This is a genomic window from Variovorax sp. Varisp41 (assembly GCF_047325085.1).
Classification (GTDB): domain Bacteria; phylum Pseudomonadota; class Gammaproteobacteria; order Burkholderiales; family Burkholderiaceae_C; genus Variovorax.
This window is the reverse complement of sequence record NZ_CP168540.1, coordinates 6667070-6690428: the sequence shown is the minus strand read 5'-3', so window position 1 is coordinate 6690428 and position 23359 is coordinate 6667070. Positions and strand designations below refer to the sequence as shown.

Genomic DNA, 23359 nt, shown 5'->3' with positions numbered 1-23359 from the left:
GCGAGTGTAGGCGGCGGGCGGTAGGCGCTGCTGGCGCGGGGGTACGGCACGGATGTTGCTGCTCGTCCTGCACCCCATGAAATCCGGACTGCACTTCCTGATCGCCGCGCGGCGCAGCGAGATCGACGCGCTCGAGCAGCTCGCGCGCACCAGCGAGCTGGTCGGCGCCGTGGGCCGGCTCGTGCATGCGCTGCAACGCGAGCGCGGCATGTCGAACCTGTTCCTGGCCTCGCGCGGCGCGCGCTTCGGCGACCAGCGCGATCCTCAGATCGCCGAGTGCGTGGCGCTCGAGCAGGCGGTGCGGCTGGGCTTCGACCGGCTCGAGGCCGAGGCGCACGGCCGCGCGGGCGACGGCAACCACACGCGTCTGTTCAGCCGCATCGCCTGGGTGCTGCCGGGCCTGGACGGCCTGCCGGCCCTGCGCCGGCGCATCGGCGCGCTCGAACTGCAGCCCGCGCAGGCCACCGCGGCCTTCGCCAAGCTGGTCGCGGGGCTGCTGTCGGTGGTGTTCGAGGCCGCCGACGGCGCCACCGACCCCGAGATCTCGCGCCTGCTGGTGGCGCTGTTCAACTTCATGCAGGGCAAGGAGTTCGCGGGCCAGGAGCGCGCCCTCGGCGCCGCCGCCCTCGCCATGGGCCGCGTCGACGACGCCCAGCGGGCCCAGTGGCTGCACCTGGTCGAGTCGCAGGAGCGCTGCTTCCAGGTCTTCACCGAGTTCTCGAATCCCGCGCTGCTCGCGCTGTGGCGCCAGAGCCAGAGCGACAGCACCCTGGCCGGGCTCGAGCGCATGCGCCGCATCGGCACCGTGCATCCGGGCGCGGCGCCCGCGGGCGGCCTGCCCGACCCGCGGCTGAGCCAGGCCTGGTTCGACTGCTGCAGCGCGCGCATCGACGCCATGCGCACCGTCGAGGACCAGTTGGCCGACGACCTGCGCCTGCAGTGCGGCCACAAGACCGCGCAGGCGCGGCGCGAACTCGAGGACTACCAGCGCCTGCTCGACACCCTGGCGCCGCGCGACGACGGCGAGCGCTTCTTCGACGACGTGCTGGCGCCGGTACCGGCCGCCGCGCGTCCCGCCGCGCCCGAGGCCGCCACGCTCTACGGCCGCACGCTCGAGCGCTCGGTGCTCGACATGGTGCAGGCCCAGTCGCGCCGGCTGCAGGCCATGGGCGACGAGCTCGAGACCGTGCGCGCCTCGCTCAACGAGCGCAAGCTGGTCGAGCGCGCCAAGGGCCTCTTGATGGCGCACCGCCGGATGAGCGAGGAAGAGGCGCACAAGATGCTGCGCCAGACCGCGATGAACCAGAACCGCCGGCTGGTCGACGTGGCCGAGTCGGTGCTCGCGATGGCCGACTACCTGCCGCGTTGACCTGCGCGTCGATCGGTCCGCTCTGGTGCAGTGCACAACAACCGTGCCTGCCGACGCGCCGGCCGCCTTTTCCCACCGAATCGAAGGCCCGGGCGCACCCATACGGCGTATCGAGCTAGCAAAGCCATAGCAAAACCACGCGCGGCAGGGCTGGCACGCGCTTTGCTCAAGACATTTCATGAGGCTTTCGGGCCTCCAGGCAGAGGGCCCCCAATGGCGGGGGCCGTCCACCGACCCGGACAAAGGCGTCCTTATCCCGCGGGGCTGGCTCGTTTGCGAGCAGCCCCCGCGGTGGTGAGGACGCCTTTTCGTTTTTGTCTTCCGCCTTTCTCTTCGCAGGAGTCCGCCCCATGTCCGATCCGCTGCAAACCAAACTGAGCCGGCGCCGCGTGCTGCAGGCCGCCGCCATCGGCGCCGTCGGGATCGATCCCGCACTGCGCGCCGCCGTCTGGGCCCAGGGCTCCGACAAGCCCGAGAAGGAGGAAGTGAAGATCGGCTTCATCCCGCTGACCGACTGCGCCAGCGTGGTGATGGCCTCGGTGCTGGGCATCGACAAGAAGTACGGCGTGAAGATCGTGCCGAGCAAGGAGGCGAGCTGGGCCGGCGTGCGCGACAAGCTGGCCAACGGCGACCTCGACATGGCGCACGTGCTCTACGGCCTGGTCTACGGCATGCACCTGGGCCTGAGCGGCCCGAAGAAGGACATGGCCGTGCTCATGACCCTCAACAACAACGGCCAGGCGATCACGCTGTCGAAGAAGCTGGCCGACAAGGGCGCGGTCGACGCAGCCTCGCTCGCCAAGCTGATCGCCAGCGAGAAGCGCGAATACACCTTCGCCCAGACCTTCCCCACCGGCACCCACGCGATGTGGCTCTACTACTGGCTCGCCTCGGCCGGCATCGACCCGTTCAAGGACGTCAAGAACATCACCGTGCCGCCGCCGCAGATGGTGGCCAACATGCGCGTGGGCAACATGGACGGCTACTGCGTCGGCGAGCCCTGGGGCCAGCGCGCGATCATGGACGGCATCGGCATCACGGCCATCACCACGCAGGACATCTGGAAGGACCATCCCGAGAAGGTGCTCGGCACCACGGCCGAGTTCGCGAAGAAGTATCCGAACACCGCGCGCGCCGTGACCGCCGCCGTGCTCGAGGCCGGCAAGTGGATCGACGCCGGCCTGCAGAACAAGAACAAGATGGCCGAGACCATCGCCGACAAGAGCTACGTCAACACCAGCGTGGACGCGATCAACCAGCGCATCCTGGGCCGCTACGTCAACGGCCTGGGCAAGAGCTGGGACGACCCCAACCACATGAAGTTCTACAACGGCGGCGCGGTCAGCTTCCCCTACCTGTCCGACGGCATGTGGTTCCTCACGCAGCACAAGCGCTGGGGCCTGCTCAAGGAGCATCCCGACTACCTCAAGGTCGCGACCGAGATCAACCGCATCGACATCTACAAGCAGGCCGCGGCCGCCACGCAGACGCCGGTGCCCAAGGACCCGATGCGCAGCAGCAAGCTGTTCGACGGTTCGGTCTGGGACGGCAAGGACCCGAAGAAGTACGCCGAGTCCTTCAAGCTCCATGCATAGGGAGAACACCATGGTCAGCGCAGTCTTCCATTCGCCGCTCGAGGCGGTCGCCGCGCCGTCGGCCCCGGCCCTCGCGGCCAAGCCGGCGGCCGCCACCGCGGCCCCCGTTCGCCCCCTGCCCGCGCCCGAGCCGCGGGTGCGCACGCCGCTCGATTTGCGCGCCTTCTGGATGCGCGTGCTGCCGCCGCTCGCGGGCTTCGGCCTGCTGCTGCTGGTGTGGGAGATCGTGGCCATGCGCAGCACCACCGGCTTTCCCTCGCCGCTGGCGGTCTGGCAGCAGGCGCTCACGGTGTTCAGCGATCCCTTCTACAGCAAGGGCCCGAACGACCAGGGCGTGGGCTGGAACGTGCTGTCCTCGCTGCAGCGCGTGGCGCTGGGCTTCGGCCTCGCGGCGCTGGTCGGCATTCCGGCCGGCTTCGCGATCGGGCGCTTCGAGTTCCTTTCGCGCATGTTCAATCCGCTGATCAGCCTGCTGCGCCCCGTCTCGCCGCTGGCCTGGCTGCCGATCGGCCTCCTGGTGTTCAAGGGCGCCAACCCGGCGGCGATCTGGACCATCTTCATCTGCTCGATCTGGCCGATGGTGATCAACACCGCCGTGGGCGTGCAGCGCGTGCCGAGCGACTACATGAACGTGGCCAAGGTGCTGAACCTCAGCGAATGGAAGATCCTCACCAAGATCCTGTTCCCGGCCGTGCTGCCCTACATGCTGACCGGCGTGCGGCTGGCCGTGGGCACCGCCTGGCTGGTGATCGTGGCGGCCGAGATGCTGACCGGCGGCGTGGGCATCGGCTTCTGGGTCTGGGACGAGTGGAACAACCTCAACGTCGCCAACATCATCATCGCGATCTTCGTGATCGGCATCGTCGGCCTGGTGCTCGAGTTCGCGCTGATCAAGCTCGCGACGGCCTTCACGTTCGAAGAGGTGAAATCATGATCGACGAGTCGAAGTACATCGAGATCCACGGCGTCGAGCAGGCCTTCAAGACGCCCAAGGGCCGCTTCGTCGCGCTGCGCGATGTGAACCTGAACGTGGCCAAAGGCGAGTTCATCACGCTGATCGGCCATTCGGGCTGCGGCAAGTCCACGCTCTTGAACCTGATCGCCGGGCTCACCACGCCCACCGCGGGCGCGCTGCTGTGCGCCAACAAGGAGATCAAGGGCCCGGGCCCCGAGCGCGCGGTGGTGTTCCAGAACCATTCGCTGCTGCCCTGGCTCACCTGCTTCGAGAACGTCTATCTCGCGGTCGAGCGCGTGTTCGCCGCCACCGAGAACAAGGCGCAGCTGCGCGCGCGCACCGACGCGGCGCTGGCGCTGGTCGGCCTCACGCCCGCGGCGCAGAAGCGCCCCGGCGAGATCTCGGGCGGCATGAAGCAGCGCGTGGGCATCGCGCGCGCGCTGTCGATGGAGCCCAAGGTGCTGCTGATGGACGAGCCCTTCGGCGCGCTCGACGCCCTCACGCGCGCCAAGCTGCAGGACGAGCTGCTGGCCATCGTGCAGAAGACGCGCAGCACGGTCGTGATGGTCACGCACGACGTGGACGAGGCCGTGCTGCTGAGCGACCGCATCGTGATGCTGACCAACGGCCCGGCCGCCACCATCGGCGAGGTGCTCACGGTCGACATCCCGCGCCCACGCAACCGCGTCGAGCTCGCGGAGGATCCCGTCTACGTGCATGCGCGCAAGGCCGTGATCGACTTCCTCTACACGCGCCAGGGGCACGTGGAGAAGGCCGCGGCCTGACCCGGGTACGAGCCGGGCCGCCCGGCGCATCGGTGCACACCAGCGCCCCGCCCGCTCGATATCCGCTCGGTCGCAGAAAGGCAGGGCCCCATGAAGAAGATGAAACTCGTGCTGATCGGCAACGGCATGGCCGGCGTGCGCACGCTCGAGGAGCTGCTGAAGATCGCGCCCGGCCTCTACGAGATCACGGTGTTCGGCGCCGAGCCGCACCCCAACTACAACCGCATCATGCTGTCGCCGGTGCTCGCGGGCGAGCAGACGCTCGACGAGATCGTGCTCAACGGCTGGGACTGGTACCGCGACCACGGCATCGCGGTGCATGCCGGCAGGAAGGTGGTCGAGGTCGACCGCGTGAAGCGCATCGTGCGCGCCGACGACGGCACCGAGGCCGCCTACGACCGCCTGCTGGTCTGCACCGGCTCCACCCCCTTCATGCTGCCGGTACCCGGCAAGGAGCTCGAGGGCGTGATCGCCTACCGCGACATCGCCGACACCGACTGCATGATCGAGACCGCGCGCACGCACCGCCATGCGGTGGTGATCGGCGGCGGCCTGCTGGGCCTCGAGGCCGCCAACGGCCTGATGCGGCGCGGCATGGAGGTGACGGTGGTGCACGTCATGCCATGGCTCATGGAGCGCCAGCTCGACGAAACCGCGGCCCGGCTGCTGCAGCAGTCGCTCGAGGAACGCGGCCTCAATTTCAGGATGGGCGCGCAGACCCAGGAACTGGTCGGCGGCGAGCACGGCCGCGTCACCGCGATCCGCTTCAAGGACGGCAGCGAGGTCCCGGCCGACCTGGTCGTGATGGCCGTGGGCATCCGCCCCAACGTCGAGCTGGCCGAGCGCATGCGGCTGCACTGCCACCGCGGCATCGTGGTCACCGACACCCTGCAGACCGTGACCGATGCGCGCATCTACGCGGTGGGCGAATGCGCGGCGCACCGCGGCATCGCCTACGGCCTGGTGGCGCCGCTGTTCGAGCAGGCCAAGGTGGCGGCCAACCATCTCGCGCAGCTCGGCATCGGCCGCTACCAGGGCTCGCTGACCTCGACCAAGCTCAAGGTCACGGGCATCGACCTGTTCAGCGCGGGCGAGTTCATGGGCGGCGAAGGCACCGAGGAGATCGTGCTGAGCGATCCCTTCGGCGGCGTCTACAAGAAGCTGGTGCTCAAGGACGACAAGCTGGTGGGCGCCTGCCTCTACGGCGACACGGTGGACGGCAGCTGGTACTACGCGCTGGTGCGCGAAGGGCGCAGCGTGCAGGAGATCCGCGACCGGCTGATGTTCGGTGAAGCCGTTGCCAGCGAGGACGAACCGAAGGCGGCCGCATGACCGACACCCGCTCCACCTGCCCCTACTGCGGCGTCGGCTGCGGCGTGATCATCGAGTCCGAGGGCGCGCAGATCACGGGCGTGCGCGGCGACCCCGACCACCCCGCCAACTTCGGCCGCCTCTGCACCAAGGGCTCGACCCTGCACCTGACGGCCAGCGCGCCGATCACGCGCCAGACGCGGCTGCTGCGCCCGATGCAGCGCGCGCGCCGCAGCGAGGCACCGCAGCCGCTGGACTGGGATGCGGCGCTCGACCAGGCGGCCGGGCGCTTCGCCGGCATCGTGCAGGCGCACGGCCCCGACGCGGTCGGCTTCTACGTCTCGGGCCAGCTGCTCACCGAGGACTACTACGTCTTCAACAAGCTCGCCAAGGGCCTGGTCGGCACCAACAACATCGACACCAACTCGCGCCTGTGCATGAGCAGCGCGGTGGCAGGCTACAAGCAGACGCTGGGCGCCGACGCGCCGCCCGCCTGCTACGACGACCTGCGGCACGCACAGTGCCTGTTCATCGTCGGCAGCAACACCGCCTGGGCCCATCCGATCCTGTTCAGGCGCATCGAGGACGCGAAGGCCGCCAACCCGGCGCTGAAGATCGTGGTGGCCGATCCGCGCCGCACCGACACGGTGGAGATCGCCGACCTGTTCCTGCCGCTGCAGCCGGGCACCGACGTGATGCTGTTCAACGGCATGCTGCACCTGATGCTGCGCGAAGGCTGGATCGCCGCCGACTACATCGCGGCCCACACCAGCGGTTTCGAAGCGCTGAAGGCCACGGTCGGCGACTGCACGCCCGAGACGGTGGCGCGGGTCTGCGGCCTGTCGACCGAGCAGCTGTTCGAGGCGGCCCGGCTGTTCGCCACCTCGCCGGCCACGCTGAGCCTGTACTGCCAGGGGCTCAACCAGTCCTCGAGCGGCACCGCGAAGAATGCAGCGCTGATCAACCTGCACCTGGCCACGGGCCAGATCGGGCGCGCGGGGGCCGGGCCGTTCTCTCTGACCGGCCAGCCCAATGCGATGGGCGGGCGCGAGGTCGGCGGCCTCGCGAACCTGCTGAGCGCGCACCGCGATCTCGCGAACCCCGCGCACCGCGCCGAGGTGGCGGCGCTCTGGGGCGTGCCCTCGGTGCCCGCGCAGCCCGGCAAGACGGCGGTCGAGATGTTCCAGGCCGCGGCCGACGGCGAGATCCGCGCGCTGTGGATCGCCTGCACCAACCCGGCCCAGTCGATGCCCGACCAGGCCATGGTGCGCCGCGCGCTCGAGCGCGCCGAGTTCGTGGTGGTGCAGGAAGCCTTCGCCACCACCGCCACCTGCGCCTACGCCGACCTGCTGCTGCCGGCCACCACCTGGGGCGAGAAGGAAGGCACGGTCACCAACAGCGAGCGCCGCATCTCGCGCGTGCGCCCCGCCGTGCCGCCGCCCGGCGAGGCGCGCCACGACTGGTCGATCGCGGCCGAATTCGCGCGCCGGCTCGAGGCGAGGCTGGGCCGCGCGGCCACGCTGTTTCCCTACGGGAACGCCGAGTCGGTCTGGAACGAGCACCGCGAATCGACGCGCGGGCGCGACCTCGACATCACAGGCCTGAGCTGGGCGCTGCTCGAGCACGCCGGCCCGCAGCAATGGCCGCTGCGCGAGGGCGAAACGGCCGGCCGCGCGCGGCTCTACGAGGACGGCGTGTTCCCCACGCCCGACGGCCGCGCGCGCTTCGTCGACACCGTCTACCGCCCGCTGGCCGAGCCGCGCGAGCCGCGCTGGCCGTTCTCGCTCAACACCGGCCGGCTGCGCGACCAGTGGCACGGCATGAGCCGCACCGGCAACGTCGGCCGGCTGTTCGGCCACGTGGCCGAGCCCGCGGTGCAGATGAACCCGCAGGACATGGCGCGGCGCGCGCTGCGCGAGGGCGACCTGGTGCACCTGAGCTCGCGGCGCGGTTCGATCCTGCTGCCCGCGCGCGCCAGCGAGGAGATCGCGCCCGACCAGGCCTTCGTCGCGATGCACTGGGGCGGCGAGTACCTGGGCGGCTCGTCCTCCACCGGCACGCCGCTCGCCGGCATCAATACCGTCACCACGCCGGCGTACTGCCCCATCTCGAAGCAGCCCGAGCTCAAGCACGTGCCGGTCAAGATCCTCAAGGCCGAGCTGCCCTGGTCGCTGCTGGCCATGGCCTGGCTGCCCGACGACGACGCGCTGGCCGCCCGCCGCGCGCTGCAGGCGCTGATGGCGGCCTTCCCGTTCGCGGCCTGCGTGCCCTTCTCGGGCGCCGACGGCAGCCGCGGCGGCCTGCTGTTCCGCGCCGCCGCCCACGAAGCGCCCGACGACGCCCTGCTCTCGCGCATCGAGGGCCTGCTGGGCCTGCAGGCACCCGACACCCTGCGCTATGCCGACCGTCGCCGCGGCCAGCGCCGCGCGGCGCGGCTGGCGCGCCGGGCCGATGGCGCGCGGCTCGAGGCCTTCCTGCTGGGCGGCGACACCAGCGCCGAGGCCTGGATCGCCACCGTGCTGCGCGAGGAGCTGCCGGCGCAGGACTACGGCCGGCTGCTGCTGTCGCCCGGCGCGCGCGCCCCGGTGGCGGTGCAGTCGCGCGGCAAGCCGGTCTGCACCTGCTTCAACGTGACCGACCTCGCGATCGAGCGCCAGCTGCGGCGCTGCGACGGCTCGCCCGCGGAACGGCTGGCCGCGCTGCAGGGGGCGCTGAAATGCGGCACCAACTGCGGCTCCTGCATTCCCGAACTCAAGCGGCGGGTGCGGGCGACACCGGTCGAGGCTGCGGTGGCCGCATGAATACGGACTTCCGGACGCAGAGGACGCGAAGGTTGCGCGAAGGACGCGAAAGGAGAACCTCAAGAATTTCATGTCTTCTTTTGCGCTCTTTGCGCAACCTTCGCGTCCTCTGCGTCCGGCGGTCCGCTTTCAAGAAACCATGCATAAGCCGACTTTCATTCCGGCATAAGCCTTGCGGGACAATCCGCCTACCCATGGGAATCAGCCACTACATCAAGGAAATCGGCCGGGGCGCGCGCGGCGCCCGGCCGTTGTCGCGCGAACAGGCCTGCGACCTGTTCGGCCAGGTGCTCGACGGCACCGTCACCGACCTCGAGATCGGCGGCTTCTGCCTCGCGATGCGGATCAAGGGCGAAACGCCCGAGGAGATGGCCGGTTTCCTCGATGCCACGCATGCGCGGCTGGCGCGCTTTCCCGCCAGCGAGCGTCCGCTGGTCGTGCTGCCCAGCTACAACGGCGCGCGCAAGCTGCCGGTGCTCACGCCGCTGCTGGCGCTGCTGCTGGCGCGCGAGGGCCTGCCGGTGCTGGTGCACGGCAGCGCCACCGAGACCGCGCGCGTGCTGGCCTCCAACGTGCTCGAGGCGCTGGGCACCGCGCCGCTGACCGCGGTGCGCGAAATCGCCGCCGGCGAGGCCGCCTTCGCCGCCACCGAGCTGATGAGCCCGGGCCTCAAGCGGCTGCTCGACGTGCGCCGCGTGGTCGGCCTGCGCAATCCGGGCCACAGCGTGGTCAAGCTGATGCAGCCGGGCGCCGGCGCCTGCGTGGTGGTCGGCAGCTACACCCATCCCGAATACGCGCGCGTCATGGCCGACACCTTCGAGCTCACCGGCATGACGGCGCTGCTGTCGCGCGGCCTCGAGGGCGAGGTGGTGTCGGACCCGCGCCGCACCGCCCGGATCGACGGCTTCGTGCGCGGCGTGCGCACCGAGCTGCAGGCCCAGCAGCCCGGCACCGACCCCGAGGTGCCCGGCCTGCCGAAGGACATCGACGTCGCGACCACGGCCGACTACACGCGCCGCGTGCTGGCGGGCGAGCTCCCCGTGCCCGAGGCGATCGCAACGCAGGTCCGGTACATCACGCAACTGGCATCCCACGCATGACAACGAACGCCCCCACCCCCTCCCTCATCGCCGGCCGCTGCACGCTGGTGGGCGCCGGCCCGGGCGACCCCGAGCTGCTGACCGTCAAGGCCGTGAAGGCGATCCAGGCCGCCACGGTGCTGCTGGTCGACGACCTCGTGAACGACGCCATCGTGCAGGCCCATGCCCGGCCCGATGCGCGCATCGTGCACGTGGGCAAGCGCGGCGGCTGCAAGAGCACGCCGCAGGCCTTCATCGAGCGGCTGATGATCACCGCGGTGCGCGAGGGCGAGACGGTGGTGCGGCTCAAGGGCGGCGACCCCTTCATCTTCGGCCGCGGCGGCGAGGAGGTCGAGCACCTGCGCGAGGCCGGCATCGAATGCGCGGTGGTCAACGGCATCACGGCCGGCCTCGCGGCCGTCACCGCGCTGGGCGTGCCGCTCACGCACCGCGACCATGCGCAGGGCGTGGTGTTCGTCACCGGCCATGCCAAGACGGGCGCCGGCGCCGCCGACGATCCGACCGACTGGCGCGCGCTGGCCGCGACCGCGCACGGCGCGCGGCTCACGCTGGTGATCTACATGGGCGTGTCGGGCGCGGCCCATATCGAGCACGAGCTGCTGCACGGCCTGCCGGCCGACACGCCGGTGGCCGTGATCCAGCATGCGAGCCTGCCGCAGCAGCGCCACGTCGCGACCACGCTGGGCCGGCTGCAGCGCGGCATCGCAGAGGCCGGCCTCGCGAGCCCGGCGGTGATCGTGGTGGGCGACGTGCTGCGCGGCCTGGCCGCCGCCGGCCTGCCCGCGGACGCGGACCGCTTCGGCACCTGACCCCGGCGCGCGCCGTACGCCCTAAGGCGTAGAGGCGGCCCCGCCCGGCGGCCGCGGGCATGGATCGTGCTCGGCCACGGGTAATGAATGCCGTCGCCACGCCCGTCCCCGCCGCCATCGAGATCGTCGCGCTGAGCAAGCGCTACGCCCCGGGCACCCCGGCCGCCGTCGACCGGATCGACCTGCGCATCGCCAGCGGCAGCTACTGCTGCCTGCTCGGCCCCTCGGGCTGCGGCAAGAGCACCACGCTGCGCATGATCGCGGGCCACGAGTCGGTGACCAGCGGCGACATCCTGCTCGACAACCGCAACATCACCGATCTGCCGGCCGCCGCGCGCGGCACGGCGATGATGTTCCAGAGCTTCGCGCTGTTCCCGCACCTGTCGGCCACCGACAACGTGGCCTTCAGCCTCAAGATGAAGGGCGTGGCCAAGGCCGAGCGCCAGCAGCGCGCCAATGCGCTGCTCGAGCGCGTCGCGATGGGCCACCTGGCCGCGCGCAAGCCCGGCGAGCTCTCGGGCGGCCAGCAGCAGCGCGTGGCGCTGGCGCGCGCGCTGATCACCGAGCCGCGCGTGCTGCTGCTCGACGAGCCGCTGTCGGCGCTCGACCCCTTCCTGCGCATCCAGATGCGCGCCGAGCTGCGGCGCTGGCAGAAGGAGCTGGGCCTGACCTTCGTGCACGTCACGCACTCGCAGGAGGAGGCGATGGCGCTGGCCGACACCATGGTGGTGATGAACCACGGCGTGATCGAGCAGGTCGGCTCGCCGCACGCGGTCTACAACCATCCGGCCAGCGAGTTCGTGGCGCGCTTCATGGGCGGCCACAACGTGCTCGACACGCCCGCCGGCCCGATCGCGGTGCGCAACGACCGCATGCGGATCGCACCGGCCGCCGAGGCGTCGGAAGGCATCGCCGCCACCGTCACCGACGTCGAATACCAGGGCACCTACGTGCTGCTGGGTCTCGCGCTCGACGCGGCCGCGCCCGGGCGCGCGAATGTCTCGGTGCAGCTCGGCGAGGCCGCATTCCTCGCGCGGCCCTATGCGCTCGGCGAGGCCGTGCGGCTGTCGTGGGCCGAGGCCGATGCGCGCGTGCTCGGGCCGGGCGCCAAGCCGCCGGGCGAACGCGCGCCGCAGCCCGCCGCCGCGCTGCGCGACGACACGGCGGCGATCGCGATGACGCTCTGAGCCCCCTCTTTTCTTTCTTCTCTTCCGCGTTCCTCCCCTTTCTTTCAGGAGACCCAGCATGACCGACATCATCGACCCGACCCTCGGACTCAAGCGCCGCACGCTGCTGCAAGGCACGGCCGGCATCCTGGCCACGGGCATCGCGCCCTTCGTGCATGCGCAGGACAAGGTGGTGCTGCGCTATCTCGGCACGGCCGTGAACCAGGACAAGGCGATCGCCGAGAAGTTCAAGGCCGACACCGGCATCGAGATCCAGTACGTGGCCGTGACTACCGACGACGTGACCAAGCGCGCGGTGACGGCGCCCAACAGCTTCGACCTGATCGACACCGAGTTCTTCTCTCTCAAGAAGATCGTGCCGACCGGCAACCTCAAGGGCATCGACAGCAAGCGCGTGAAGTACGCCGACAAGATCACCTCGCTGTTCACCAAGGGCGAGGTGGCAGGCAAGAAGGTCGGCGACCAGGGCACGGCGCCCGTGAAGGTGATCTACCTCGAGGGCGAGAAGAGCAAGGCCTTCGCCAAGTCGGCCACGCAGTTCATGTCGCTGATCCCGACCACCTACAACGCCGACACGCTGGGCATCCGCCCCGACCTCATCAAGCGCCCGATCGGCTCCTGGGCCGAGCTGCTGAACCCCGAGTTCAAGGGCAAGACCGCGATCCTCAACATCCCCTCGATCGGCATCATGGACGCGGCGATGGTGGTGGAGGCCAAGGGCATCCACAAGTACGCCGACAAGGGCAACATGACCAAGGCCGAGATCGACCTCACGATCAAGACGCTGATCGAGGCCAAGAAGGCCGGCCAGTTCCGCGCGCTGTGGAAGGACTTCAACGAGTCGGTGAACCTGATGGCCTCGGGCGAGGTGGTGATCCAGTCGATGTGGTCGCCGGCCGTGACGGCCGTGCGCAGCAAGGGCATCGACTGCACCTTCCAGCCGCTCAAGGAGGGCTATCGCGCCTGGGCCTCGGGCTTCGGCCTGCCGGCCACGTTGTCGGGCAAGAAGCTCGACGCGGCCTACGAGTTCATCAACTGGTTCCTCGACGGCTGGGCCGGCGCCTACCTCAACCGTCAGGGCTACTACAGCGCGGTGCTCGACACCGCGAAGACCAAGATGGAAGCCTACGAATGGGCCTACTGGATGGAGGGCAAGCCCGCGGCGCAGGACATCAAGAGCCCGCAGGGCGACGTGATCGCCAAGGCCGGCGCGGTACGCGACGGCGGCAGCTACGAGCAGCGCATGGGCGGCATCGCCTGCTGGAACGCGGTGATGGACGAGAACGAGTACATGGTCCGCAAGTGGAACGAGTTCGTCGCGGCCTGATCCCGTGAGTGCACCCACCACCCGCGCGAACGCCGCCACCGCGCCCCTGCATGCCGTGAAGGCGTGGTGGCAGGCGGCGCCGTTCGCGCTGGTGTTCCTGCTGTTCTTCCTGGTTCCGCTGGCGCTGGTGGCGATGGTGAGCCTGTGGAACTTCAACGAGTACGAGCTGATCCCGGCGTTCACGCTGCGCAACTACCTGAGCCTGTTCGAGGGCTGTTCGCGGCTGACCGACAACGGCGATCTCTGCGTGACGCTCAACACCTACCTGAGCACCTTCAAGTTCTGCCTGCTGGTCTGGGGCATCACGCTGCTGATCGGTTTCTCGGTGGCCTACTTCCTGGCCTTCCACGTGCGCTCGTCGACGGTGCAGACGGTGCTGTTCGTGCTGTGCACGGTGCCGTTCTGGACCTCGAACGTGATCCGCATGATCTCGTGGGTACCGCTCTTGGGCCGCAACGGGCTGGTGAACCAGGCGCTGATGGGCCTGGGGCTGGTGCAGCAGCCGGTGGAGTGGCTGCTGTTCTCCGACTTCTCGGTGGTGCTGGCCTTCGTGCACCTCTACACGATGTTCATGATCGTGCCGATCTTCAACAGCATGATGCGCATCGACCGCTCGCTGCTCGAGGCCGCGAACGATGCGGGCGCCTCGGGCTGGCAGACGCTGTGGAACGTGGTGGTTCCGCTGTCGCGCACGGGCATCCTGATCGGCTCGATCTTCGTCATCACGATCGTGATGGGCGACTTCGTGACCATCGGCGTGATGGGCGGCCAGCAGATCGCCTCGATCGGCAAGATCATCCAGGTGCAGACCTCGTACCTGCAGTTCCCGCTGGCGGCGGCCAACGCGATGATCCTGCTGGCCGTGGTGCTGATGATCATCTGGGGGCTGACGCGGCTGGTCGACATTCGCAAGGAGCTCTAGTGACCCCGCACATCAGAGAGAAACGCAACAAGGGCTTCTGGCCCCTGGCCACCGTCTTCGCCCTCTTCGTGCTGTTCCTCTACGGCCCGATGATCACGATCTTCGTGCTGAGCTTCCAGGGCCCCGAAGGCGGCCTGACCTTCCCGCTGCGGGGCGTCTCGCTGCACTGGTTCCACAAGCTCGCCGAGGGCCTGGGCACGGTCGACATCGGCGCCGCGTTCCGGCGTTCGCTCGCGCTGGGCGCCGTGGTCATGGGCTTCACCGTCGTGCTCTCGGTGCTCGCGGGCCTCGCGTTCCGCAAGAAGCTCGCGGGCGGCAACACCCTGTTCTTCGTCACGGTCGCGAGCCTGATCATGCCGTCGATCATCATTTCGCTGGGCATCGGCCTGCAGTTCCGGCTGCTCGACAGCGGCATCAAGGCCCTGCTGACCGCCATGGACGCCACCACCCTGCTCGAGGGCTACGGCACCGCGCTCGGCCTGTTCAGCTCCGCCCTCGGCGCCCACCTCACCTGGACCCTGCCCTTCGGGCTGCTCATCATGTTCGCGGTCTTCAACCGCTTCAATCCGGCCTACGAGGAGGCCGCGCGCGACCTCGGCGCCACGCCCTGGCAGACCTTCCGCTTCGTCGTGCTGCCGCTGATCGGCCCCTCGATCGTGGGCATCGGCATGTTCGGCTTCACCCTCTCGTGGGACGAGATCGCGCGCACCTCGCAGGCCATCGGCGACGTCAACACCCTGCCGCTCGAGCTGCAGGGCCTGACCTCGACCGTGACCACCCCTTCGATCTATGCCCTCGGCACGGTGACGACCGTGGTGTCGCTACTGGTCATGGCGGCGGCGCTGGGGGCGGCCGCGTTGCTGCGGCGACGCTCCACCCGAAGGGGGTGACCGCTTTGGCGCCGCCCGACCTAAAATCGCGCCCCTACAAAAAAGCAAGACAGAGGCGGGCATGCTGGAAATCGACAAACTCAACGAACTCGCCGAAAGCCACGGCGAGCTGCGCCGTGGCAAGGGCATGGTCACGGGCACCATCGCCATCAGCCTCGCGGTGCTGTGCTTCCTCGGCGTGCTGGTATTCCACTTCCCGCAGTACCTGAGCACGCCCGAGCTGCGCAAGAGCTACAACGTCGACCTCATGCGCTGGGTGCTGCTGATCGCCATGGTGGTCTCGGGCAGCCTCTCGCTGGTCAACATCATCTTCAACCGCACGCGCTGGCTCTCGTCCTTCGCCTTCCTCTTGATCGTGCTGTCGGCCCTGCTCGGCGGCCACAAGGTCCCGGTCCACGACTTCGCCGACAACACCCCCTACATCGGCCTCGACTGGTTCATCCTCGACCTGCTCGGCTCCTCGCTGATCTTCATCTTCATCGAGAAGCTGTTCGCGCTGCGCAAGGACCAGCCCGTGTTCCGCGAGGAGTGGCAGACCGACTTCCACCACTTCGTGGTCAACCACATGATCGTGGGCTTCGTGCTGCTGGCCACCAACCTCATGGTGCACAAGCTGTTCGGCTGGGCCGCCAACGACGGCATTCGCGGCTGGGTCGGCAACCTGCCGTTCTGGGCCGGGCTGCTGCTGATCATCCTGGTGGCCGACCTGGTGCAGTACTGGACGCACCGCGCCTACCACGAGGTGCCGGTGCTGTGGCGGCTGCACGCGGTGCACCACAGCGTGAAGAGCATGGACTGGATGGCCGGCTCGCGCCAGCACATCCTCGAGCTGCTGATCACGCGCACCCTGGTGCTGGCGCCGATCTACGTACTGGGCTTCAGCAAGGAAGTGATCGACGCCTACATCGTGGTGGTGGGCTTCCAGGCGGTGTTCAACCACTGCAACGTGAGCGTGCGGCTCGGCCCGCTGCGCTACGTGATCGTGACGCCCAACTTCCACCACTGGCACCACAGCCAGGACCAGGAAGCGCTCGACAAGAACTACGCGGCGCACTACGCCTTCCTCGACTACCTGTTCGGCACCGCGGTGAAGAGCACCAGGCTCTGGCCCGAGAAATACGGCGTGCTCGGCGACTACGTGCCCAACGGCTTCTTCAAGCAGTTGAAGTTCCCGTTCGTCTGGAAGGGCTGATGCGCGCGTTCCGCCAGACCTGCGCGGCCCTCGCTGCCGCGGGCGCCGCCCTGCTGCTCGGGGCCTGTGCCACCCGTCTCGACCTGCCCTCGCAAGACAACGGCCTGCGCCTGCGGGTGCAGAGCTCGGTGATCGCGCCGGGCAACGGCGGCGAGCTGATCGCGGCCGACGCGCTGGAGCCCGGCGACATCCTGCTGACCTCGATCGCCACGGTGAACTCCTTCGGTATCCGGCTGGGCACCTTCTCGCCCGTGAGCCATGCGGTGCTCTACCTCGGCGACGGCCGGATCGCCGAGGCCGTGGGCAGCGGCGTGCGCGCGCGGGCGCTGGCCGAGGTGGTCGACGAGGAACAGATGGTGGTGGCCTTCCGCGTGCCCGGCGTGGACGCGGCCGGCGCCGAACGCATGCGCGCCTGGGCGCTGTCGCAAGTCGGCGTGCGCTACAACACCGTGGGCGTGCTGCTCAACGCCCCCTTCGTGCTGAATCGCCGGCTGTGCGAACTGCCGCTGATGCCGGGCGCGGTCAGCCACTACTGCATGAGCGGCATGGCCATGGTGCAGCTGGGCGCGAGCCGCGACGACCAGTTCTTCTGCTCGCAGTTCGTGCTCGAGGCCTACAACCGAGCCGGCCTGCCGATCACCAGCGCCGACCCGCGCTGGGTCAGCCCGGCCGACCTGCTGCACATGCGCGAGGGCGACGTGCCCTCGATCGCCGCCACCCAGCCGCTGCGCTACGTGGGCCACCTCAAGTACAACCCGCCGCCGGTGCTGGCGGCCGACGGGCCATGAGCGAGGCCAAGCATTTCGACGCCGTGGTGATCGGCGCCGGCGCCGCCGGCCTGTTCTGCGCGGGCGTGGCGGGCCAGCGCGGGCTCAAGGTGCTGCTGCTCGACCACAGCGAGAAGGTGGGCGAGAAGATCCGCATCTCCGGCGGCGGCCGCGCCAATTTCACCAACCGCGACCTCGACGTGCGCGCGCCGCAGCGCCACTTCATCGGCGAGAACCCGAATTTCTGCCGCTCGGCGCTGTCGCGCTATGCGCCGCAGCAGTTCATCGAACTCGTGCAGAAGCACGGCATCGCCTTCCACGAGAAGCACAAGGGGCAGCTGTTCTGCGACGGCTCCTCGCAGCAGATCGTCGACATGCTGCTGGCCGAATGCGCGGCCGGCGGGGTCGAGCGCTGGCAGCCCTGCCGCATCGGGCAGATCGTGTTCTCGGCCAAAAACGCAGATGGGGCGAGCGTCGGCAGCTATCGAATCGAGAGCAGCCGCGGCCCGATCGAGACGCCGAAGATCGTGGTCGCCACGGGCGGCCTGTCGATCCCGCAGATCGGTGCCAGCGACTTCGGCTACCGCATCGCCGAGCAGTTCGGCCTGCGCATGGTCGCGCCGCGCCCGGCGCTGGTGCCACTGACCTTCGGCGGCGAAGCCTGGGCGCCCTATGCCGAACTGGCCGGGCTGGCGCTGCCGGTGCGCATCGAGACCGGGGCCAGGAAGGAGAAGATGGCCTTCCTCGAGGACCTGCTGTTCACCCACCGCGGCCTCTCGGGCCCGGCCGTGCTGCAGATCTCGAGCTACTGGAAGCCCGGCGCGCCGCTCACGCTGGATTTCGCGCCCGGCGTGGACGTGGCCGCGGCCTTCGCCGAGGCCAAGCTGCGCTCGAGGAAGCGCATCGCCAACGAGCTCGCCGCCCTGGTGCCCTCGCGGCTGGCCGATGCCTGGGTCGGCCAGGACGGCGCGCTGCAGCGGCCGATCAACGAGGCCGCCGACCGCGCGCTGGCCGCGCTGGCCGAGCGCATCGCGCGCTGGCAGATCGTGCCCTCGGGCACCGAGGGCTACAAGAAGGCCGAGGTCACGGCCGGCGGCGTCGACACGCGCGACCTGTCGTCCCAGACGATGGAATCGAAGCAGCCGGGCCTGTATTTCATCGGCGAAGTGGTCGATGTCACCGGCTGGCTCGGCGGCTACAACTTCCAATGGGCCTGGGCGAGTGCCCACGCCTGCGCAAACGCGCTATAATCGCCGGCTAACTTTGGCCTTCCCTCAACGGCCACACACTTTTTCTTGTTGAGGAACCCCGGCCTGGGGCTCTCGATCCTCCCCCGGCCAAATTTCAAATCAACGATTCCTGATGACCACCATCCGCGTTAAAGAAAACGAGCCCTTCGACGTCGCCCTGCGCCGTTTCAAGCGCACCATCGAAAAGCTCGGCCTGCTGACCGACCTGCGCGCCCGCGAGTTCTACGAAAAGCCGACCGCCGAGCGCAAGCGCAAGAAGGCAGCCGCCGTGAAGCGCCACTACAAGCGCGTTCGCAGCATGCAGCTGCCCAAGAAGCTGTACTGACGCACCCTGGCACCGGAGACAGCGGCCGATTCGACAACACCGAACCCGCCGCCCTCCGCCCCGCCAACTGCCTTCCAGCCGCGCCAGGGAAACCTGCCGCGGCTTTGTTTTTTCCCGCAGGAGACCCCATGAGCCTCAAAGAACAGATCACCGAAGACATGAAGACCGCGATGCGCGCCAAGGACTCCGAGCGCCTGGGCACGATCCGGCTGCTGCTGGCCGCGCTCAAGCAGAAGGAAGTCGACGAGCGCGTCGAGCTCGACGACGCCATGGTCGTGGCCATCGTCGACAAGCTGGTGAAGCAGCGCAAGGACTCGGTCACCGCCTTCACCCAGGGCGGCCGCGCCGACCTGGCCGACAAGGAAGCGGCCGAGATCAAGGTGCTCGAGGTCTACCTGCCGCAGCGCATGGGCGCCGACGAGATCGCCGCCGAGGTCAAGGCCATCGTGGCCGAGCTCGGCGCCGCGGGCCCGGGCGACATGGGCAAGGTGATGGGCGCGGTCAAGACGCGCCTGGCCGGCAAGGCCGACATGGGCCTGGTGAGCGCCGCGGTCAAGGCCGCGCTGACCGGCGCCTGATCGCCATGACCGCCGGCACCGAGGCCGCCGCGATCCCGAAGGCCTGCGCCTGCCTGGTCGACGCGCGCGGCCGGCTGCTGGTGTTCCGCCATCCCGAGGACGGCAACATGCAGCTGCCCAAGGGCACCGTCGAACCGGGCGAGTCGCCCGAGTTCGCGGTGCGGCGCGAACTGCTCGAGGAATCGGGCATCGACCATGCCGGCGCGCTGGTCTCGCTGGGCACCCTGCAGCGCGACTGCGAGGCCGGCGTCGAGGGCAACACCCACCGCCATCCGCAGCTGTGGCACCTGTTCCTGATGCACGCCGAAGGGCCGCTGCCCGAGCACTTCGACCATGTGGCCATGGGCAGTCCCGAGGAGGACGGCCTGGTGTTCTCGTTCAGCTGGCTGGCGCCCGAGGCACCGATCGACGGCTACGCCCTGCCCTACCGCCAGACCATCGAGCGGGTGCGCGCCGCGCTGGCGTCGACGCAGCCCGTCGCGGCCGGCTGAGGAAGGCTCCCGCTCATCCCATGGCCCGCACGGCCATGTAGGCGCCCAGCAGCCCCAGCCCGACCAGGAAGCAGCGCCTGAACACCGGCACCGGCAGCCGCTGGCGCAGCCAGGTGCCCAGCACCATGCCCGCGATCGCCGGCACCAGCATCAGCGCCGAACCGCCGAGCACCGCCAGCGGATAGCCTCCGTTGCCCGCGAGCCCGATCGCCAGCACCACGGTCGAAGTGGTGAACGAGATGCCCATCGCCTGGATCAACGCGTCGCGCTGGAAGCCCAGCGCCTGCAGGTAGGGCACGGCCGGCACCACGAACACCCCGGTCACGGCCGTCACCAGCCCGGTCGCGATGCCGACCAGCGGCCCGAGCCAGCGCTCGTGCGCGGGCGCCACCTTCAACTGCCGCCCGGTCAGCCCCCACAGCGCATAGGCCACCAGCGCCACGCCGAGCGCCACCGAGGCCCAGGCACCGGCCGGCACGCCCAGCCACCAGGCACCGCCCAGCGTGCCCGCCACGATGCCGGCCTGCATGCCGCCGATGCGCCGCAGCACCGGCAGGAAGCTCGCGCGCGGCCCGGTCTGCCAGACGTTGGTGACCAGCGAGGGCACGATCAGCAGCGCCGCCGCCTGCACCGGCCGCATCCACAGCGCGAGCAGGCCCATCGACACCGTCGGCAGCCCGAGGCCGATCACGCCCTTGATCACGCCGGCCAGCAGGAAGACCGCCGCGGCGGCGAAGCCGTGCCCCGCGAGGCCGGCCAGTTCGTTCGAGAAGGAGGAAGACGTCATCGGCGCGCAGTCTGCCGGCCGCGGCGCCGGCAGGGAATCCGGCATTCGCGCAGCGAGCCTCAGGCACAGACTGAGGCCGGCGTGCTACCTTGCGGGCTCACCATGCGATTCGATCTCACCGACCTGCGGCTCTTCCTCCACGTCGTCGAGGCCGGCAGCCTGACCGCCGGCGCGCAGCGCTCGCACATGACGCTGGCCTCGGCCAGCCAGCGCGTGCGCGGCATGGAGGACGCGCTCGGCACCCCGCTGCTCACGCGCCATGCCCAGGGCGTGCGCCCCACCGAGGCCGGCCGCACCCTGCTGCACCATGCGCGCGTGGTGTTGCAGCAGATGGAGCGGCTGCGCGGCGAGCTCGGCGAATACGGCCAGGGCCTCAAGGGCCATGTGCGCTTCCTCTGCGGCACCTCGGCGCTGACCGAGCACCTGCCCGAGGTGCTGGCGCGCTTCCTGGCCCAGCATCCGCGGGTGTCGATCGACCTCGAGGAACGGCCCAGCCCCGACACCGTGGAGGCGCTGCGCGCCGGGCTGTGCGACATCGGCATCGTCTCCGACGCCATCGACACCGAGGGCCTCGAATGCCATCCGTTCCGGCGCGACGACCTGGTGCTGGTGATGCCGCGCGGCCATGCGCTGGCCGGGCGCCGGCGCGTGAAGCTGGCCGAGGTGGTCGACAGCGAGTTCGTCGGCCTGCCCGCCGACAGCGCGCTGCAGCAGCTCGTGACCATGCATGCGCGCGCGCTCGGGCGCCACCTGTCCTACCGCGTGCGGGTGCGCAACTTCGAGGCCGTGTGCCGCATGGTCGAGCAAGGCATCGGCGTGGGCATCCTGCCGCAGACCGCGGCCGCGCGCTGCGCGCGTTCGATGAAGATCGCGCGCGCCTCGCTGGCCGACGCCTGGGCCGAGCGCACCTTGATGGCCTGCGTGCGCAATTCGGAGGAGCTGCCGCTGAACGCGCGGCGCATGCTCGCCTACCTGCTGGAGCCGGTGGAAAAGCCTTGAGCCCCGCGCGTGACCGGCCGCCCCTGCGCCGCGCGCGCCGCCACGAAGGCCTCGAAGGCCTCGGCGCTGGTCTTGCGCGGGCGGTAGCCGAAGCGCTCCTTCAGCGCGGTGTTCGACAGCACCGGCCGGTAGCGCAGGAAGTCGAGCTGCTCGGGCCCGTAGCGGCTCACGCCGAGCGCCGAGCCCACCGCCAGCGCCGTCTTCAGCACGCCCGCGGGAAAGTCGACGGTGCGCTTGCCCAGCCGCGCCGCGATCTCGTGGATCGGCAGCGCGCCATCGCCCGCGAGGTTGTAGCAGCCGGACGGCGTGCCGCCCTCGAGCGCATGGGCGATGGCGCCGGTCACGTCCTCGTCCCAGACGAAGACGAAGGGACTCGCGCTGCCGCGGATCGCGATCAGCCGCCGCTTCTCGAACAGCGCCGTGATCTGGTTGTCGACGCGCTCGCCGAGGATGGTGCCGATGCGTAGCACCGTCTGCGCCAGCGAGGGATGGCGCGCGCGCCAGTCGGCCAGCAGCTCCTCGACCTGGCGCTTGTGGTCGGCATAGGCGAACACGGCATTGCCGCGCAGCGGCTGGCGCTCGTCGATCCAGGCCGGGTTGTCTGCGTGGTAGCCGTAGGCCGCGCCGCTCGACGACACCACGATGTGCGCGACCCGGTACATGGTGCAGGCCTTGAGCACGTTGCGCGTGCCGCCCACGTCGACCGAATGCTCGAAGTCGCGGTTCGAGTCCCTGCCCGGCGTGACGATCGAGGCCAGGTGCACCACGGTGTCGATGGCATGGTCGGCGAAGGCCTTGCCGATGCCGGCCTCGCGCACGTCCTGCGCCAGGTAGGCCACGCCCGGCAGCCGGCGCTCGCGCGGCACCTCGCGCACGTCGAGCGCCACCAGGCCCTCGAGCTGTCCATGGCCGAGCCGCGGCGCGAGCGCGGCCAGCACGCCACGGCCCAGGAAGCCGTCGGCGCCCGTCACCAGCACGCGGCGCGCGGCGGCCGTCATGGCGTCGCGGGCCGGCGGCCCCACCAGCTCGCGAGCGCGAGGCCCGCGATGATGTCCCAGAAGCCCCAGACGCCGGCCACCACGGCCATGCCGCCGAGCCCGCCGAAGAAGCTGAAGATCAGCACCAGCCCGAGCCCCGCGTTGCGGATGCCGACCTCGATCGCGACCGCGCGCCGGTCGTAGTCGGCCAGCCCCGACAGCCGCGCGCAGAGGTAGCCCGTGCCGAAGGCCAGCGCGTCGTGCAGCACCACGGCCAGCAGCACCAGCCCCACGTAGTCGAGGAAGTAGCGCCAGTTGCCCGCGATCGCGCCGACGATGAAGGCGATCAGCGCGAGGAAGCTCAGGATCCGCGCCGGCTTCTTGATGCGCGCCGTGAGCCCCGGCAGCCGGTGCGCGCAGGCCACGCCGAGCACGAAGGGAATGCCGATGATCATCACGATGTGGCCCAGCATGTCGAGCGGGTCGAGCGCGATGGTCTGGAGCAGCGGCGCGGCGGTCGGATGCAGCCCGCCCCAGAAGGCGAAGTTCAGCGGCATCAGCACGATCGACAGCGCGTTCGAGATCGCGGTCATCGACACCGACAGCGCCACGTTGCCGCCCGCGCGGTGCGTGAGGATCTGCGAGATGTTGCCGGGCGGGCAGCAGGCCACCAGGATCATGCCGAGCGCGATGCTCGGGGCCGGCTTCAGCAGCAACGTGAGCGCGAAGGTCACGGCCGGCAGCACGATGAACTGCGCGCCGATGCCCACCGCCATCGCGCCGGGCATGCGCGCCACGCGCTTGAAGTCCTCGATGCGCGTATCGAGCGCGATGCCGAACATCAGGAAGCCCAGCACCACGTTGAGCAGCACCAGCGAGGCCGGGTTGAAATGCAGGCGGATCTCGTCGACGGGCAGCATGGGGCGCGTGTCCTTTTTCGTC

The 23359-nt window shown here is 69.9% G+C and carries 21 protein-coding genes and 1 pseudogene; 19 read left to right on the top strand and 3 right to left on the bottom strand.

The features are described 5' to 3' along the window. Nucleotides 1-76 precede the first annotated feature (76 nt). From ACEN9J_RS31005 to ACEN9J_RS30920, 18 genes and pseudogenes are all read left to right on the top strand, one after another. On the top strand, nucleotides 77-1369 hold the full coding sequence (locus tag ACEN9J_RS31005) for a nitrate- and nitrite sensing domain-containing protein (protein ID WP_413762932.1): 1293 nt from the start codon (nucleotides 77-79) through the stop codon (nucleotides 1367-1369). 350 nt (nucleotides 1370-1719) lie between these two features. After that, the gene (locus ACEN9J_RS31000) at nucleotides 1720-2964 is read left to right on the top strand and encodes a CmpA/NrtA family ABC transporter substrate-binding protein (protein WP_261212594.1); all 1245 of its coding nucleotides are present in this window, start codon (nucleotides 1720-1722) and stop codon (nucleotides 2962-2964) included. 10 nt (nucleotides 2965-2974) lie between these two features. Then, nucleotides 2975-3898 (top strand): nitrate ABC transporter permease, encoded by a 924-nt coding sequence (gene ntrB / locus ACEN9J_RS30995; RefSeq protein WP_261212593.1) that lies wholly within the window; start codon nucleotides 2975-2977, stop codon nucleotides 3896-3898. Continuing rightward, nucleotides 3895-4704, top strand: a complete 810-nt coding sequence (locus tag ACEN9J_RS30990; protein WP_057592150.1) for an ABC transporter ATP-binding protein — start codon at nucleotides 3895-3897, stop codon at nucleotides 4702-4704. The genes ntrB and ACEN9J_RS30990 overlap by 4 nt, the downstream gene beginning before the upstream one ends. A 90-nt stretch (nucleotides 4705-4794) precedes the next feature. After that, nucleotides 4795-6095: pseudogene (locus ACEN9J_RS30985) on the top strand (FAD-dependent oxidoreductase); the annotation flags it as partial. Continuing rightward, nucleotides 6081-8816, top strand: a complete 2736-nt coding sequence (locus tag ACEN9J_RS30980; protein WP_413764643.1) for a molybdopterin-dependent oxidoreductase — start codon at nucleotides 6081-6083, stop codon at nucleotides 8814-8816. The pseudogene ACEN9J_RS30985 and the gene ACEN9J_RS30980, both read left to right, overlap by 15 nt. 194 nt (nucleotides 8817-9010) lie before the next feature. Further along, the gene (gene ybiB, locus ACEN9J_RS30975; protein WP_261212587.1) at nucleotides 9011-9916 is read left to right on the top strand and encodes a DNA-binding protein YbiB; all 906 of its coding nucleotides are present in this window, start codon (nucleotides 9011-9013) and stop codon (nucleotides 9914-9916) included. Continuing rightward, nucleotides 9913-10725, top strand: a complete 813-nt coding sequence (gene cobA, locus ACEN9J_RS30970; protein WP_413762931.1) for a uroporphyrinogen-III C-methyltransferase — start codon at nucleotides 9913-9915, stop codon at nucleotides 10723-10725. The genes ybiB and cobA overlap by 4 nt, the downstream gene beginning before the upstream one ends. 83 nt (nucleotides 10726-10808) lie before the next feature. Continuing rightward, a complete protein-coding gene (locus ACEN9J_RS30965; RefSeq protein WP_413762930.1) occupies nucleotides 10809-11912 on the top strand; it encodes an ABC transporter ATP-binding protein in 1104 nt (367 codons plus the stop codon). 58 nt (nucleotides 11913-11970) lie between these two features. Beyond that, nucleotides 11971-13239 (top strand): ABC transporter substrate-binding protein, encoded by a 1269-nt coding sequence (locus ACEN9J_RS30960; RefSeq protein ID WP_413762929.1) that lies wholly within the window; start codon nucleotides 11971-11973, stop codon nucleotides 13237-13239. A gap of 4 nt (nucleotides 13240-13243) precedes the next feature. After that, nucleotides 13244-14161 carry an ABC transporter permease gene (locus ACEN9J_RS30955; RefSeq protein ID WP_413762928.1) on the top strand — a complete coding sequence of 306 codons (918 nt, stop codon included), beginning with the start codon at nucleotides 13244-13246 and terminating at the stop codon, nucleotides 14159-14161. Next, entirely contained in the window at nucleotides 14161-15051 is an 891-nt protein-coding gene (locus ACEN9J_RS30950) for an ABC transporter permease (protein ID WP_413762927.1), read from the top strand. The genes ACEN9J_RS30955 and ACEN9J_RS30950 overlap by 1 nt, the downstream gene beginning before the upstream one ends. Nucleotides 15052-15112: 61 nt before the next feature. Next, nucleotides 15113-16243 (top strand): sterol desaturase family protein, encoded by a 1131-nt coding sequence (locus ACEN9J_RS30945; RefSeq protein ID WP_413762926.1) that lies wholly within the window; start codon nucleotides 15113-15115, stop codon nucleotides 16241-16243. After that, on the top strand, nucleotides 16243-17031 hold the full coding sequence (locus tag ACEN9J_RS30940; protein WP_413762925.1) for a YaeF family permuted papain-like enzyme: 789 nt from the start codon (nucleotides 16243-16245) through the stop codon (nucleotides 17029-17031). The genes ACEN9J_RS30945 and ACEN9J_RS30940 overlap by 1 nt, the downstream gene beginning before the upstream one ends. Beyond that, nucleotides 17028-18260, top strand: coding sequence for an NAD(P)/FAD-dependent oxidoreductase (locus tag ACEN9J_RS30935; protein ID WP_413762924.1), 1233 nt, complete (start codon nucleotides 17028-17030; stop codon nucleotides 18258-18260). The genes ACEN9J_RS30940 and ACEN9J_RS30935 overlap by 4 nt, the downstream gene beginning before the upstream one ends. A 112-nt stretch (nucleotides 18261-18372) precedes the next feature. After that, complete coding sequence (gene rpsU, locus ACEN9J_RS30930) at nucleotides 18373-18585, top strand: 30S ribosomal protein S21 (RefSeq protein WP_007833691.1); 213 nt, start codon at nucleotides 18373-18375, stop codon at nucleotides 18583-18585. 128 nt (nucleotides 18586-18713) lie between these two features. Continuing rightward, entirely contained in the window at nucleotides 18714-19163 is a 450-nt protein-coding gene (locus tag ACEN9J_RS30925; RefSeq protein ID WP_057592139.1) for a GatB/YqeY domain-containing protein, read from the top strand. Between the two features lie 5 nt (nucleotides 19164-19168). Next, a complete protein-coding gene (locus ACEN9J_RS30920) occupies nucleotides 19169-19654 on the top strand; it encodes an NUDIX domain-containing protein (RefSeq protein WP_413762923.1) in 486 nt (161 codons plus the stop codon). 13 nt (nucleotides 19655-19667) lie between these two features. On the opposite strand, the gene ACEN9J_RS30915 is transcribed toward ACEN9J_RS30920, so the two are convergent. Then, nucleotides 19668-20441, bottom strand: a complete 774-nt coding sequence (locus ACEN9J_RS30915; RefSeq protein WP_413762922.1) for a sulfite exporter TauE/SafE family protein — start codon at nucleotides 20439-20441, stop codon at nucleotides 19668-19670. Nucleotides 20442-20543: 102 nt separating this feature from the next. On the opposite strand from ACEN9J_RS30915, the gene ACEN9J_RS30910 reads away from it, so the two are divergent. Beyond that, on the top strand, nucleotides 20544-21440 hold the full coding sequence (locus tag ACEN9J_RS30910) for a LysR family transcriptional regulator (RefSeq protein ID WP_208513308.1): 897 nt from the start codon (nucleotides 20544-20546) through the stop codon (nucleotides 21438-21440). Here the strand turns inward: ACEN9J_RS30910 and ACEN9J_RS30905 are convergent. Together ACEN9J_RS30905 and ACEN9J_RS30900 are read right to left on the bottom strand one after the other, a co-directional pair. Then, on the bottom strand, nucleotides 21410-22438 hold the full coding sequence (locus tag ACEN9J_RS30905; protein ID WP_413762921.1) for an NAD-dependent epimerase/dehydratase family protein: 1029 nt from the start codon (nucleotides 22436-22438) through the stop codon (nucleotides 21410-21412). The two genes, ACEN9J_RS30910 and ACEN9J_RS30905, sit on opposite strands and share 31 nt — an antisense overlap. Beyond that, on the bottom strand, nucleotides 22435-23337 hold the full coding sequence (locus ACEN9J_RS30900) for a bile acid:sodium symporter family protein (protein WP_413762920.1): 903 nt from the start codon (nucleotides 23335-23337) through the stop codon (nucleotides 22435-22437). Before ACEN9J_RS30900 ends, ACEN9J_RS30905 begins: the two co-directional genes overlap by 4 nt. Nucleotides 23338-23359 lie beyond the last annotated feature (22 nt).